Source organism: Sulfurospirillum sp. UCH001 (assembly GCF_001548035.1).
Lineage (GTDB): Bacteria > Campylobacterota > Campylobacteria > Campylobacterales > Sulfurospirillaceae > Sulfurospirillum.
This window is the reverse complement of sequence record NZ_AP014723.1, coordinates 1751871-1764660: the sequence shown is the minus strand read 5'-3', so window position 1 is coordinate 1764660 and position 12790 is coordinate 1751871. Positions and strand designations below refer to the sequence as shown.

The 12790-nt window shown below is 36.6% G+C and carries 17 protein-coding genes; 2 read left to right on the top strand and 15 right to left on the bottom strand.

Annotated elements, in window-relative coordinates; all coding sequences use genetic code 11:
• Positions 1 to 49: 49 nt before the first annotated feature.
• Together corA and UCH001_RS08845 are read left to right on the top strand one after the other, a co-directional pair.
• Positions 50 to 1009 carry a magnesium/cobalt transporter CorA gene (gene corA / locus UCH001_RS08850; RefSeq protein ID WP_067177060.1) on the top strand — a complete coding sequence of 320 codons (960 nt, stop codon included), beginning with the start codon at positions 50 to 52 and terminating at the stop codon, positions 1007 to 1009.
• A gap of 4 nt (positions 1010 to 1013) precedes the next feature.
• Complete coding sequence (locus UCH001_RS08845) at positions 1014 to 1580, top strand: NUDIX domain-containing protein (protein WP_067177058.1); 567 nt, start codon at positions 1014 to 1016, stop codon at positions 1578 to 1580.
• 40 nt (positions 1581 to 1620) lie between these two features.
• Here UCH001_RS08845 and UCH001_RS08840 read toward each other — a convergent pair whose 3' ends face one another.
• The 15 genes from UCH001_RS08840 to UCH001_RS08780 form a co-directional block, all read right to left on the bottom strand.
• Positions 1621 to 2493, bottom strand: coding sequence for a carbon-nitrogen hydrolase (locus tag UCH001_RS08840; RefSeq protein WP_067177056.1), 873 nt, complete (start codon positions 2491 to 2493; stop codon positions 1621 to 1623).
• A gap of 140 nt (positions 2494 to 2633) precedes the next feature.
• Positions 2634 to 3659, bottom strand: coding sequence for a tyrosine-type recombinase/integrase (locus tag UCH001_RS08835; RefSeq protein WP_067177054.1), 1026 nt, complete (start codon positions 3657 to 3659; stop codon positions 2634 to 2636).
• A complete protein-coding gene (locus tag UCH001_RS08830) occupies positions 3640 to 3924 on the bottom strand; it encodes a hypothetical protein (protein WP_067177052.1) in 285 nt (94 codons plus the stop codon). Before UCH001_RS08830 ends, UCH001_RS08835 begins: the two co-directional genes overlap by 20 nt.
• Positions 3925 to 3937: 13 nt before the next feature.
• On the bottom strand, positions 3938 to 4153 hold the full coding sequence (locus tag UCH001_RS08825; RefSeq protein ID WP_067177051.1) for a hypothetical protein: 216 nt from the start codon (positions 4151 to 4153) through the stop codon (positions 3938 to 3940).
• Entirely contained in the window at positions 4150 to 4320 is a 171-nt protein-coding gene (locus UCH001_RS13230; RefSeq protein ID WP_158508959.1) for a hypothetical protein, read from the bottom strand. Before UCH001_RS13230 ends, UCH001_RS08825 begins: the two co-directional genes overlap by 4 nt.
• A gap of 555 nt (positions 4321 to 4875) precedes the next feature.
• A complete protein-coding gene (locus UCH001_RS08820; RefSeq protein WP_067177049.1) occupies positions 4876 to 6597 on the bottom strand; it encodes a DNA cytosine methyltransferase in 1722 nt (573 codons plus the stop codon).
• Complete coding sequence (locus tag UCH001_RS08815) at positions 6594 to 6881, bottom strand: hypothetical protein (RefSeq protein WP_067177047.1); 288 nt, start codon at positions 6879 to 6881, stop codon at positions 6594 to 6596. The genes UCH001_RS08820 and UCH001_RS08815 overlap by 4 nt, the downstream gene beginning before the upstream one ends.
• A gap of 8 nt (positions 6882 to 6889) precedes the next feature.
• Complete coding sequence (locus UCH001_RS08810) at positions 6890 to 7693, bottom strand: phosphoadenosine phosphosulfate reductase family protein (RefSeq protein ID WP_067177046.1); 804 nt, start codon at positions 7691 to 7693, stop codon at positions 6890 to 6892.
• Positions 7694 to 7814: 121 nt separating this feature from the next.
• A complete protein-coding gene (locus UCH001_RS08805) occupies positions 7815 to 9464 on the bottom strand; it encodes a DUF4942 domain-containing protein (RefSeq protein WP_067177044.1) in 1650 nt (549 codons plus the stop codon).
• 121 nt (positions 9465 to 9585) lie between these two features.
• Positions 9586 to 9987 (bottom strand): single-stranded DNA-binding protein, encoded by a 402-nt coding sequence (ssb, locus tag UCH001_RS08800; RefSeq protein WP_067177043.1) that lies wholly within the window; start codon positions 9985 to 9987, stop codon positions 9586 to 9588.
• On the bottom strand, positions 9972 to 10103 hold the full coding sequence (locus tag UCH001_RS13465) for a hypothetical protein (protein ID WP_256363678.1): 132 nt from the start codon (positions 10101 to 10103) through the stop codon (positions 9972 to 9974). The genes ssb and UCH001_RS13465 overlap by 16 nt, the downstream gene beginning before the upstream one ends.
• Positions 10104 to 10105: 2 nt before the next feature.
• Positions 10106 to 10534 (bottom strand): hypothetical protein, encoded by a 429-nt coding sequence (locus UCH001_RS08795; protein ID WP_067177041.1) that lies wholly within the window; start codon positions 10532 to 10534, stop codon positions 10106 to 10108.
• Complete coding sequence (locus UCH001_RS08790) at positions 10513 to 11346, bottom strand: lambda-exonuclease family protein (protein WP_067177040.1); 834 nt, start codon at positions 11344 to 11346, stop codon at positions 10513 to 10515. The genes UCH001_RS08795 and UCH001_RS08790 overlap by 22 nt, the downstream gene beginning before the upstream one ends.
• Positions 11346 to 12086, bottom strand: coding sequence for a hypothetical protein (locus tag UCH001_RS08785; RefSeq protein ID WP_067177038.1), 741 nt, complete (start codon positions 12084 to 12086; stop codon positions 11346 to 11348). The genes UCH001_RS08790 and UCH001_RS08785 overlap by 1 nt, the downstream gene beginning before the upstream one ends.
• Positions 12083 to 12343, bottom strand: a complete 261-nt coding sequence (locus UCH001_RS08780; RefSeq protein ID WP_067177036.1) for a hypothetical protein — start codon at positions 12341 to 12343, stop codon at positions 12083 to 12085. Before UCH001_RS08780 ends, UCH001_RS08785 begins: the two co-directional genes overlap by 4 nt.
• Positions 12344 to 12790 lie beyond the last annotated feature (447 nt).

Below are 12790 nucleotides of genomic sequence, written 5' to 3'. Positions count from 1 at the left end.
AACAAAATGAAACGGTTTTGCGATAGAATTTAAAGAAAAAGAGTTTGCCATGATACGATGTTTTTTTAGAAATAGTAACAAACTTGAAGTAATCACAGATTTGAGTGAATTTGATGACAATGAAGATAAAAAGAGCAAAGTTGTTTGGCTTGACATGCTTCTTCCTACTACTGAAGAGATTGTATTTGTCGAAAAGACCTTTGGGATAGATTTCCCGACAAAACAAGAGTCAGAAGAGATTGAGATAAGTTCTCGTTACTGGGAAGAAGATAAAAAGATTGAGATCAACAGTTTCTTCTTGATTACCAATGAAGAGAGCGCTCACAACGAGACTGTTTCGTTCATTCTTCAAGGCAATCTTCTGATATCTATTCGTTATAAAGAACTCAAAACCTTTGAAGAGTTTAGTAAGCGTTTTTACTATGCTCCTCGCGAATTTAAAAACGGTTACTACATTTTTTGTCAGCTTCTAGACATCAGAATTGACGCCGATGCGGATATCATTGAAAAGCTTTCAAAAGACATTACTCGCTTACGTAAACACGTCTTTACTGACTATACAAATGATGACGAAGAGATGTTGGAAAAAATCTCCTCATTTGAAGATTTGAACATGAATATTCGTGAAAACTTGATGGATAAACAACGTATCTTAACCTCATTTATCAAATCTACTAAGTTTGATGCATCGCTTCGCAATGACATCGTTATCATGCTTAAAGATATTAAGTCTTTGATTGACTATACGGAGTTTAATTTTGAGCGTCTAGACTACTTACAAAACATCTTCCTTGGTGTTTTGAACATTGAGCAAAATAAGGTCATCAAGATCTTTACCATTATGAACGTTATCTTCCTTCCGCCAACGCTCATTGCAAGCATTTACGGTATGAACTTCGATATTTTGCCAGAGCTTCGTTGGGATTATGGCTATGCCTTCTCGTTAGCGCTTATGGTTATTTCAGCGGTATCACCTATCCTTTATTTCAAGAAAAAAGGCTGGATTTAAGCACATGAAACACACGATTGAAGTGCTTAAAATTGAAGAGTGCGTTCACTCAGAATACATAAAACCTAAGAGTATGTACTATTTACATAACAGTGTTGAAAAACGCTGGGATATTGTCGATACACATAACAGTGTCGCCATTTTGCTCTATCATAAAGAGCTAGACTCTTTTGTATTTGTAAAACAGTTTCGTCCTTCAATCTATGTCAAAAATAGAGATGGCTTTACGTACGAGCTTTGTGCGGGTATTGTCGATAAAGACAAAAGCCTTATTGAAATCGCCAAAGAAGAGGTCTTAGAAGAGACAGGGTATGATGTACCGCTTGAGAAATTAGAAAAAATATCTTCATTTTATACGGCAGTTGGTTTTGCAGGTGGCAGACAAACGCTTTACTATGCCGTATTGGATGATAGTATGAAAGTCAATGAGGGCGGTGGCATTGAAGATGAAAACATTGAAGTCATTTACCTCAAACGTGAGGATACTTTAGCATTTATGTTTGATGAAAATATTGCAACGACATCGGGCTTGATGTTTGCATTGATGTGGTATTTCAAAAAGTTTGAATAAAAATGTAACGGTTGATTTCAACCGTTACATCCTCTCTATATTAGTCTATAAAACGTTTCGTTAAATCTCCATACGTCTCAATGCGTCTATCACGTAAAAATGGCCAAATGCGTCGTACGTGTTCTCCGCGTTCTAAGTCCACATTGACGATGAGCACTTCCTCTTTGTCGTGGCTTGCTCTTACGATAATTTCCCCTTGAGGACCTGCAACAAAGGAATTACCCCAAAAGCGAATGCCATCTAGTACACCATGATTGTCCGCTTCTTTGCCGATACGGTTTACGCTGATGACAGGTAAGCCGTTGGCGATGGCATGACCTCGTTGTACGGTTTCCCATGCGTCACATTGGCGTTTTTTCTCATCTTCACTGTCAGCGTCAAACCAGCCAATAGCAGTTGGGTAGATAAGCATTTCTGCACCCTTCAGTGCCATCAAACGTGCAGCTTCTGGGTACCATTGGTCCCAACAGACTAAAAGACCAAGTTTGCCCACACTGGTTTGGATCGGGTTGTAGCCAAGATCTCCTGGGGTAAAGTAGAATTTCTCATAAAATCCTGGATCATCAGGGATGTGCATTTTGCGGTATTTGCCTGCTACTGTACCGTCTTTTTCAAAGACAACGGCCGTGTTGTGGTAAAGACCAGCGGAGCGTTTTTCAAAAAGTGATGTAACTAAAACGACGTTGTTGGCTTTTGCGATGCCCGACCAAAAAGTGATGTCTTTTTCCCAGTTAGTTGCGAGGTCAAAACACTCCACATCTTCGTTAATGCAAAAATAGCGATCTTGGTGGAGTTCTTGAAGAACAACGAGCTGTGCGCCTTGTTTTGCAGCATTTTCGATAAGTGAAGCAGTTTTTGCTATGGTTTTTTCTTGTGTGCTTTCAATGGCATGTTGGATGAGTCCGACTTTCATAAAATCCACCTACAGTATGATTATTTTAATAATCTGTATTGTACCTTAATGAGCTTTTAATTTGGATTTTTCAAAAAGTGCCTTAAATGCGAAGTTTTGTGTTTAAGGTTTTGAAATTGTGCCAAATTTGTGCCAAATTGCTACAATGCAAATATTTTTTCTATGCGTTCAGTATCTTTTTCATCTTCGATATAGTGCGCATAAACATTATTTAACATTTTGAGAGATGCATGACCTAAAAAGTATTGTATTAGAGTTGGGTTTTCTCTAGCTTGTAGTAGCAAACTAGCGAATGTATGCCTTATTGTATGCATAACCCTTCTTTCATATCCTACTTCTTTTTGAAGCCTGTAAAAATGATATGATATTCGAGAGTAAGAACTTTTAAAAACTTTACCATTTTTGTTTTCTATTTTTGAAATAAAATCTTTTAAAGGTTTCAAGAGGGTTATTTGTCTCTCTTTTCCACCTTTTGGTAAATTCTCTTGTTTTCTCTGTACCCTAGTTCTTCTAATGTTGATACATTCCTCTTTTATATCTTCCCATCTTAAAGCTAAGACTTCATTTGGTCTTGCTCCAGTAAAAAATGCAAAATAAAGAAATGTTTTTAATTCACCTTCTGCATTGTTTAACAAATTGTGCATTTGCATAAGGTTAAATACTTTCTTCTCTTTATTTTTTACTGGTGGCTTAAGCGCATAAGTAACTGGATTTTTGTCAATAACATCTATTCGTATTGCTTCCTTACACGCTAAGCTTATTGGAGCTAAGTACATTGTAATAGTTGCGCTTGACATGCCTTGTTTTTCTAAGAGTTCAACATATCTATCTATGTCTTTAGTTCTTAGCTTATTAACGCTTACATCGCCCATTATGCTAAAAAACTTACGAATAGCAGACTCATATGTCTCGTAAGTATTTAACTTTCTTTTTTTCTTTGTCTGCTCTAATACCTTACATGTAAATTCTGATATTTTATAGTCATCAAATCGTAAACCATACTTTAGTTTTCGTTCGATTTCAGGTATAATATTTCTATTAACATATGCGATATTAGCTTTTGTTTCTAAGAGATTGAGTGATTTACGCACTCTTTCTCCACCTTCATAATATTCGACATAAAGTCGATTTCCATCCTTGCTTTTTCTAGTGCAAACTTTTATCATTTAGCGACTCCTCTAGCAAGGCATCTCTATTCCACATGATAATTTTATCGGATTTTTTATCAAAATGATAACCATCTCTATAAAATCCATTATGTCTCCTTTGCTTCATAGCTTCTCCAGTTACTCCAATCATAGAGCCAGCGTTTGCATCTCCTTTTATTTGAAAAGGATATATTTGTCTTTTGATTTCTAGTTGCATCATTTTTACAACTTCAACAGCTACTTGTTTAGCTATTGTTTTAGCATCTACTTCTATTGTCAACATTGGTCGGACTCCTTTAATTAAAACCTATATCACTAATATCCGCTTCACCATCTTTCATCATTTGGAAGATTTCTTTACTTGGCAAGCGGTTGCTGTTGTCAAACTCAGGATACATCGCTCTGAGTTTTTTAATGTACTCTTGTCTCATTTCAAGTGGAGCGTTACTTGTTTTGTAGATTTCCATTTGTTCGTCGAAATCTTCTTGTGTTTCAATTTCTTCAAGCTTCATTCGTGTACTTCTCCTTTATATCCATCGTAGAACGCTTTGTTGTTGCGCTCTGTTTGACTGTTTTCATGATCTATGGAAACTGGTTCATCCTCGAACTTTGTGTATCCACACGCAAAGCATTTGTGCATGTGCGGTGCATTTTGTGTTTTACATTTTTTGCATATCATTGTATTGCCTTTTTACATTAAAATTTCATTTTTTTTTATTGCTAACATCTAAACGTATGTCAAATAACGCTAACTATTTAGCTCTTATGAGTCTCAGAATCAATTAAGTTTTAAATGCTTATGATATGAATTCAAATTTACTCTTAGGAGGTGCGTTCTGACAAGTTTTGTCGAATGTATACTTGTCTGTGGTGATTTGAATTGCTCCGTAACAGTCTAATATTCCTCAACACTACGTTAGACCAAGCTAGTTAGAGTACTGAGACATGAAACTGGGAGTAATTTGGCATTTTCCCTAGTAATGCGAGTTGTTGCTTTACTTGTGTTTCTTGGTCGGCACTATAAAATTACAAAACTCATTGCCATCTAGTATACAAACTATTTGGAATCTAGGGCTTGTAAGCGATACTCCATGTATCAAACTCATTGAATAACCAATTTGTTTGGCTCAATGAATACTTGTTGTGGACCGCTTACATGTTTTTTACTTTTAATCCTTTATGTTATACTTTCATCTGTGGGGTGCTTGAAAGAGTGTGTCCCCACCCAAATTCGTTAAGCTACTTCTCTATTTTCAACAATCACATTGTAATTTGCTGATACAACGGCTTGTGCATGAATAGGTGATACACTGTTACCGCACATCTTTACTTGTTGTTCTTTTGAGAGTGCCTTTTTATTGAGTGCATAATCAATGATGTATGACTTTTTAAACCCTTGAGCACAATAAAGCTCACGAGCAGTCAGCATACGAAGTTTAATATCTACCATTTGGTACTTCATGCCATTTATGGTGACAATCCCCATGCGCATTTCTTCATCATTTATGTCGGTGTACTCTGCTAAGAAATCACGCACCGCTTCGATTTTCTTCATGGTTGCTTTATCCCATGATGTATTTGTTGCTCTATCAAACACTACATCCACTTTTGAGAAACGGTCTTTTGTTGTAATTGTTCGAGTAGGTCTGCAAAGATGCTGTCCGATTTCATTAGGAGTACCGTAATAAACACTCAAAAAACTCGCTTCAATAAGCGCATGTCTGTTTTCTGTGGTAATGGTCGTTATAGGTGCTAAGGCACTCCAATTTGAGCCTTGTGAGCTTTTATTGTCAATCGCTATGAGTAAAGGAGATACCAGGGCATGCCTCATTCCTCCGCTTGTGATGGTTGTAATGGGAGCCGTAAATAAAGTACCTCTACCATCAGCTACCTTTTGACCGTCTTTTTGCCTTTCTCCAAAGTAATTAGAAACAAACGGTGCAAATGTCACCGATGCTAAAGCGTTGTGATCAACCGTTGTAATTGCAGGCAATGGGCTTTTTAAACTACTCCCCATAACTTGCTTTGGATTGTTCTTGTTGTTGTAGTATTTCACAATCCATGAAGCATCGATGTATCCATCTTGGTTTATCATATTTGAGGTGACTAAGAACGGTGCAGGATTAAAGAGCACAAATTTTTCAAGTCCTTTGCCAATACGTCTTAAAGAGGTTTCTTGTAAAGGGCGTTTGATTCTGAGCTTTTGTTCCTTGATGGCATCTTTTGACATAAAAATAGAATAGCTAGGATTGTTAAAATTGATAATTTCAGCTGCACATCGATACGGTTTCAACTTCCCTTTTTTTACTTGTGAGCTTTCAGGGTCACCGTGTGTTGCTTGCGGCCATACTATAGGCAAGCCATCACAACGTGCAACCATAAAAAGACGTTTGCGAATAGTCGGTGCTCCGTACTCATGCGCTTGCATCGTACGCCACTCAACATCATAGCCAAGCGTTTTAAGAGAGTTCACAAAAGAAGTAAATGTCTGTCCTGCTTTTTCTTTTACAGGAAAACCATCTTTATCAACTGGTCCCCAACTTTCAAACTCTTCAACATTTTCTAAAAAGATAAGTCTAGGTTTTCTAAGTTTTGCCCATTTCACAACAACCCACGCAAGGGAGCGCAACTGTTTACATACTGGCTTAGACCCTCGTGCTTTTGAAAAGTGTGTGCAAGATGGTGAAGCCCATAGTAACCCAACAGGGTACTCAGGGAAAATACTTTTAGGGTCAACCTCAAAAACATCGGCTGTGAAGTGTAGTGTATCTCTATGGTTTACCTGGTGCATTGCAATAGCATCGGGGTCATGATTTACCGCAACATCAGGGTCACGACCAAATACACTTTTAATGCCTTCACTTGCACCACCTCCACCCGCAAATAGGTCAACAATTAAACCAAATTCAGGATCAAAGTTGTTTAGAATTTCTGTCATAGTTGATTGTTTTTTCATGCACTTTCCTTAATACCAAGTTCATAAGCTCTTAACGCTACTTCTTCAAGCATACGTTTTAATTCTCTACGTGATAGGGTGATGTTTTCTTCTGCTTTTAAAATAGGTGTTTTAACACTAAGACATGGTGATTTTGGTGTTTTTTCTAGCAATACGTCAGGCTTATAGTATGTAGGAGTTTGCCTTTTGATATAGTCCTCTTTTGTACCTGCATCCATCCCTTTCATATTGCATATAGTTTGATAGTTTTGCCATTGCTTTTCTAGGAACTTTTCGTGGGTCATGTATCACCTCAAATCTTGCAAAAGCAGTCTTTTAGTGGCTCATCTGATAGTTCAAATAAGCTTCCTTGCTTTTCCATCTTTTTGAATAGTTTTTCCATGTCAGCACACGTTCTAAACTTTGTGAACCAATATTTGTTTTTAATGCCAATACCACTTTTTTCAAGCTGATCTAATCTATTTTCAACTAATACCATATAAGTCCACATGTCTTTAAAATTCTTCCATACTTGATACCAAGCTTTTTCACTTTGCCCTGGGCACATACCGCAACCAGTTCTGTTAAAAAATTTATAAAGAGGATTTTCCATTTCTTCATTAATTAAATAATGCTTGCAGTCACGTTCAGTCATTTTAAATTCTGTTATAAGTGGATATAGGAGTTTTTCATCTTTTTGTATTCTGGTTCTCTCATCAAGTGTATAACCAATATAAATTTTACGTTCACCATAACAGCCTATAAGGCTTTCTATTAACTCTTCTGATGGTTTTACTTTTGCCTCTCTTCTCCAATAACAAGGCTCAGACCAAACCATTGGGATACCTCTTATGCATCCATCAAATTTAGAAGTTTTATCATTTATAACACCATAACACCAATGCTCAAAAGTGGTTCTAGGTTTAGTAACGATAATTTCTTTTTTATATCTATTTTTAAAGTAACTTTTTAATTTTTCAATATAGTGATACATCAAATCGAATTCCATTAGCGTGTCTTGAAAAATGATGTAATCAACTGGATACCCATTCTTTAAAAGCAAGTCACACATTGTTACGCTGTCCTTACCTCCGCTTATTGTTGCTATGTATTTCATAACTTCAACCCTTTCACGCTTTTTATCGGGTCAATAGAGCCTTTCTTCTTTGGCTTACCACCTACAAAAGGAATGAGGCATAGAATGAAAGCGATGGAAAATAGTGTTAGGTATTCCATTATTAAGCTCCTAATAAAAGCTGTTCATTAAAGTGATTCAAGACTAAATGTCTCTCTATCGTTTTGTATGATTTTTCGCCACCGTCAAAATCTTTCACCATCTCTTTTTCTTTTGGTGTTAAGTCTTTGTAATCTTTATTGCTGTAATCCATAGGTAAGAAATTACGCTTTTTCCCAACGTGAATGTTGAAACGTCTTAGCAAATCCTCATCTTTAAAAGTGATGTGCATCGTGCCTTTTTTAAACACACTCACCTTGAAATATTTTGTATCAATATCACGGGTGATTTTTAAGTCTTGAAGATAGTATTTAACGACTTTCCCAGTTGATGGTTCGCTTTTTTCTTCAACATCTTCGCCGCTTACAATCTTCTTTTGTTTTTGTGTCAATCCTCCGTCTAAATAGCCCATTACCAAGTCCATATCATCGAAAAACTTCTCTTGCTCCCAGCTCAAAGAGTAAATGCCACTCCACCCAGTATAGAAAGGCATGATGACTTTTTTATTGATCTTAAAAGCCGTGTTAGTTTTCCAAGCGTTGTAGTAATGAATGTTTGCCGCATACTCGTTTGACCCCCAACGGGTATCTCTTAAAGCGTGTTTTGTAAGTTCCTCAAAAAGGTAGTCTATCGCTTCATCGATCATCATTGGAAACTTTGCAAGAAGGTTGATAATTAGCTGTCTTATGTTGCTTTCCGTGAAGTCCATATGTCTAAACTTGTCTAATTCCTTGACTAATTCTTCTCTCTTTTTAGACGTTAGACGTCTTTTGACTTCATCAAGTTTCATAGTCTCCAACCAGTATGTCTTTTTCAAAAGTGTTGAAAAGTAGTTAAGCTTTTTCTTCATAATCTCCGTAAGATCGCCTTTTTCCTCTTCAACTTGCTTGTTGTACTGTTGGATATTTTCTCCTACGACTGCGAGGCTTAGATACTTAGATAACGATTTATAATTTTTGTAAAAGTCCATGATCTGATTTGTGACGGCTTCTTTGTCCTTGTTGTAGCGTTTGACGATGTTGCCTATTTGGTTATGCGTTGCTACTTCGTGCTTTTCTTCAATGCTTTCAAACTCTGTCACGTCCTCATTCATGCCCTCAAAAAGTTCCGTTTCTACTTCTCTAATTTTCTCAATGTAGATCAGCGCAACTTCAACATCTGTCTTGCGTTCAGCATTACTAAAAGCGTTCTGAATGTACTCAACGTGTGCGCCCAACTTATTGAGCTTTGCGACTAAGTCTTTTCGGCTGTTTGAATAAGGATTTTTAAGTGTTTCAGCGTTTAAAAGGCATACAATTTCACCACTGAATAAAATGTCAATCGCTTTGTGCAGGTGCTTGTCTCCATCGCTAAATGGAAAGTTTGCAACAATAAGATCAAACTGTTCTAAGCCGTTGTATTGCAAGAAGTCTGAATCTATTACCTGAATCCCTTTCCCTCTCAACATATCAGCACAATGTGTGTCTATTTCAATCGCTGAAATGTCTACATTGTTGTGTCTGCATTTGTCTTTTATTGATTCAACAAGATCGCCCATGCCTGCCGATGGCTCTAAAATGCTTTTGATTTTTCCCCAGTGCTTAACCTTGCTTAGCATTTTTATAGCTAACATTGGCGGTGTTGGGTATAAATCAGGATTTTTAAAAATGCTCATATCTGTACCTTTGTTTGAGTTGTTCGGTAATCCCGAATAGTTGAGTAGTTTCCAAAATGGAAACGAGTGTTTAAATGCGTTTTAGTATTTATCGCCCACTACGTGTAGTGAGCTGTAAAGGCTAAAATGGTATCTCGTCATCGTTAATGTCAATGTCAGGAACTCCACCATCTTCATGTCTTTCGCCTTCTGGTTGACCTTTGCTATCCATCATCTGCAATGACTCAACAGTGATAGAGTGCTTTGAGCGCTTTACACCTTGTTGATCTGTCCATTGATCGAGTTTTAAACGACCTTCAACCAATACTTTTTTTCCACGGCTTAGGTATTGATTAGCGATCTCTGCAGTACGTCCAAAAAAGGTGATGTCGATAAAGCATACTTCTTCGCCTTGATTACCGTCTTGCTTTTTAAATCTTCTATTTGTAGCTAACCCTGTTGTACAAACTGCGCCACCGCTTGGTAGGTAGCGTAGTTCACAATCTCTGGTTAGGTTGCCGAGCATGATTACACGGTTAAACATTTTTCGCCTTTCATTTTTGATATTGTTTCCATAGCTCTAAGCGCATCTTTTACGCTCACACGTTCTTTATTGCATAGCATTAGCTGTAATGCTTCGTATTGAATTTCGTCAGGCATTACTACCCTTTTTCTATCGTTGGAAACGGTACGTGAATACCGAATTTTTGACCTAACGCTAAGTTGATAGTGTCGTAAACATCGTCTATCTCTTTGCGTTTTAGCTCCGTTGTTGATTTCTTGTGCAATACGGCTTCTTGTATAGGCTTCCAAAGCATTTCTTTAACGCTTAATGGATTCCATTCAATGTCTGCCTTGATGATTGTTTTAACTGTGAGTTGTCTATCGTTTAAAGCCTCAGCAACTAAAGAAAAATACTTGTGAAGTGCTTTGTTCTGTTGAAGTGTCCGAGTGTCTAAGTTCTTGATTTCAACAACGTAACATGCTCCATCTTGCATTTTCTTTAGTTTGCGCTCGTCTTCGTCAGAGTAGGGGATAAGTTGTCCTCGTTCTTTTTTAAATTGGATTTTCACGACACTTTTACCGACCAAGATATACTTTCTTTAGTATATGGAGTAGCATCTATTTTGTTTTCAGCCAAAAGAGTTTTATAATCAACACTTTTTTTCTTAGTAGGGTAAACAGAAACTCCAAATCCTTTAGACTTTACACCGTTAGCCATTGATAAAAGTGCCTCTTTATATTCGGCTTCTTCTGCTTCAAGCTCTTTTTTACGATCGCTAATATCTTTTAGCTTACAAGCCAACATTTCCCACTCTGTATCTGTATGTTCAATTTCTTCTTCAAGCTCGTATGTGCTCATAAAGTTTTCGAACTCTTTCCATGATGTAAGCATATTCCAAAACCATACTGGGTCATCAAGTACAGCATCGCTTACTGCTATTTCATCGTTCTTCTCGCTGTAAGCCACTAAGTATGCTTTTTTTGCTTCAAATACATAAAGTTGATGAAGCATTTGCGCTTTGTAGTGTTCAGGTATCCGACCATTTTTTACTTCGTTATATGTATGCTCGCTTACTTTAATTTCGATAATTGTGTCTGCATCAAAATTAATACCATCAAGCGAAGCTAAAAAATCAGCATTAATACCTACTGCAGGCTCAAAAATGTCATTAAAATACTTATTTGCTAACTCTCTAACATAAGGCTCTAATTCATTTCCACGCTTCATAGCGTTATTGTAATAAGGCTTTATTCCAAACTTTAACTCTCTTGCTAAATTATCTTTTTTTTGAAATGGTGAAAGCCCAAGAACTATAGGAGTTCTTGAAGCTGTGCGATGATATTTAGCTCTTAAATCGTGCCATTCTTGTGATCCTTGCTCTAATAGTAATCTTTCCATCATGCAGCCTTTGGAGTTTTCTTTTTAATAAGTATCGCTTTTACTTTTAAAAGATTTTCTTCGTCCAGTACATCTAAGCTATCAATTCTGTAAAAGTTAAGCATTTCTTCTTTACTTGTTCCAGTATCTATAATTAGCTTTTCAATATCCATGATTAAATCAAATCTTTTATCTATAGCAACATCTTCTTTTTCTTTTTGTTTTTGTTTTGATTGCTGACGTTTTCCAAACTCATAAATGACTTTTCCATCGTATTCGAGCTTTAACTTTTTAACAAAGCCATTTTCGTTTTCATATTCACTAATAACGATTTTATCTGTATAAAATTTTGGATATTTTTTACCATTTTTGTTATCCCAGTTATCCCACTCAATCCAAATGCTTGGGAAGTTGTAAAGCTCTGCACCAATTCCCCACTTAAAACCTGCACGTTTAAAAGCATCAGAATAAAGACCTTTTTCTTTTTCTGTTTTACTTTCTGTGCCTACATCGCATCGCCCAATCCATTGTTGCGTGTCTTTGTCATAAATTGAAATTTCACAACACAAAAGACCATCTTTGTCGTAAAAAAAATTATTTTTCCAAAGTACACCGAAAGCATCATCTAGCCTTTTTGCATCAACTCTAGCTGTTTTATAAGCCAACAAAGGAAATCCTCTACCATCCGAAACACCACTACCAATTCTCATTTCTATTTCATCTGCGCTTAGTGGTGCGGATAATTTTTTAAAATCGCTCATTTTGTAACCTCCGCTTCAATAGATGGAACAACCATATTATTTAGTATCTCTACAATACTAAAGCCATATTGTTTATGTAATTGTTTAATTGTTTGTGAAATTGTTGTATAACATTCTTGCAGTTCTGCATCTGCTTCATCTAAGCAAGATTGATACTGCTCCTCTCCACTTTGCATATACTGCATATTTTCTTGATAGTATTCAAATTCTCTATCTTCATTCATACGCTGGATAACTTCTGCATCTGATCGGCTCATGCTAAACCCCCCATAGTCATTAACACTAAAATAGTGTGTCTTGTTGTTTGTTTCTTAAATTTGTTGAAACGCATAACCCATGCTCTAGTTTTTAAAATTCTTTGTGTACTCATTGGTCGGACTCCTTTGTGTAAGTTCTTAAAAAGTGAGTAGCCCATTGCCTTTTGGCTTTGCTGGCGCATTACGACACTCGACTTGGGTTTTTATTTGCTACGCTGGACTGCACCCTTACGTCCTTTGTCCACTTGACTACTCACCATTTAAAAACTTGATGGCACGTGCAAAACCTTTTTTCTCGAATTAACATGTGCTATTGTTGAATGCTTAATGCCATCAAATAAACCCTCTATCAGAACACGCACAAAACCATTGTTTTCATCAAATAAACACTACTTAATATATTGTTGTTGAATGTGTCATGTTCTCAGTGGAAGGTTAAAACACACT

Bases quoted from the DNA above. Each gene is read 5' to 3' on its own strand.
- corA (WP_067177060.1), top strand. From the start codon at position 50: ATGATACGATGTTTTTTTAGAAATAGTAACAAACTTGAAGTAATCACA.
- UCH001_RS08845 (WP_067177058.1), top strand. From the start codon at position 1,014: ATGAAACACACGATTGAAGTGCTTAAAATTGAAGAGTGCGTTCACTCA.
- UCH001_RS08840 (WP_067177056.1), bottom strand. From the start codon at position 2,493: ATGAAAGTCGGACTCATCCAACATGCCATTGAAAGCACACAAGAAAAA.
- UCH001_RS08835 (WP_067177054.1), bottom strand. From the start codon at position 3,659: ATGATAAAAGTTTGCACTAGAAAAAGCAAGGATGGAAATCGACTTTAT.
- UCH001_RS08830 (WP_067177052.1), bottom strand. From the start codon at position 3,924: ATGTTGACAATAGAAGTAGATGCTAAAACAATAGCTAAACAAGTAGCT.
- UCH001_RS08825 (WP_067177051.1), bottom strand. From the start codon at position 4,153: ATGAAGCTTGAAGAAATTGAAACACAAGAAGATTTCGACGAACAAATG.
- UCH001_RS13230 (WP_158508959.1), bottom strand. From the start codon at position 4,320: ATGATATGCAAAAAATGTAAAACACAAAATGCACCGCACATGCACAAA.
- UCH001_RS08820 (WP_067177049.1), bottom strand. From the start codon at position 6,597: ATGAAAAAACAATCAACTATGACAGAAATTCTAAACAACTTTGATCCT.
- UCH001_RS08815 (WP_067177047.1), bottom strand. From the start codon at position 6,881: ATGACCCACGAAAAGTTCCTAGAAAAGCAATGGCAAAACTATCAAACT.
- UCH001_RS08810 (WP_067177046.1), bottom strand. From the start codon at position 7,693: ATGAAATACATAGCAACAATAAGCGGAGGTAAGGACAGCGTAACAATG.
- UCH001_RS08805 (WP_067177044.1), bottom strand. From the start codon at position 9,464: ATGAGCATTTTTAAAAATCCTGATTTATACCCAACACCGCCAATGTTA.
- ssb (WP_067177043.1), bottom strand. From the start codon at position 9,987: ATGTTTAACCGTGTAATCATGCTCGGCAACCTAACCAGAGATTGTGAA.
- UCH001_RS13465 (WP_256363678.1), bottom strand. From the start codon at position 10,103: ATGCCTGACGAAATTCAATACGAAGCATTACAGCTAATGCTATGCAAT.
- UCH001_RS08790 (WP_067177040.1), bottom strand. From the start codon at position 11,346: ATGGAAAGATTACTATTAGAGCAAGGATCACAAGAATGGCACGATTTA.
- UCH001_RS08785 (WP_067177038.1), bottom strand. From the start codon at position 12,086: ATGAGCGATTTTAAAAAATTATCCGCACCACTAAGCGCAGATGAAATA.
- UCH001_RS08780 (WP_067177036.1), bottom strand. From the start codon at position 12,343: ATGAGCCGATCAGATGCAGAAGTTATCCAGCGTATGAATGAAGATAGA.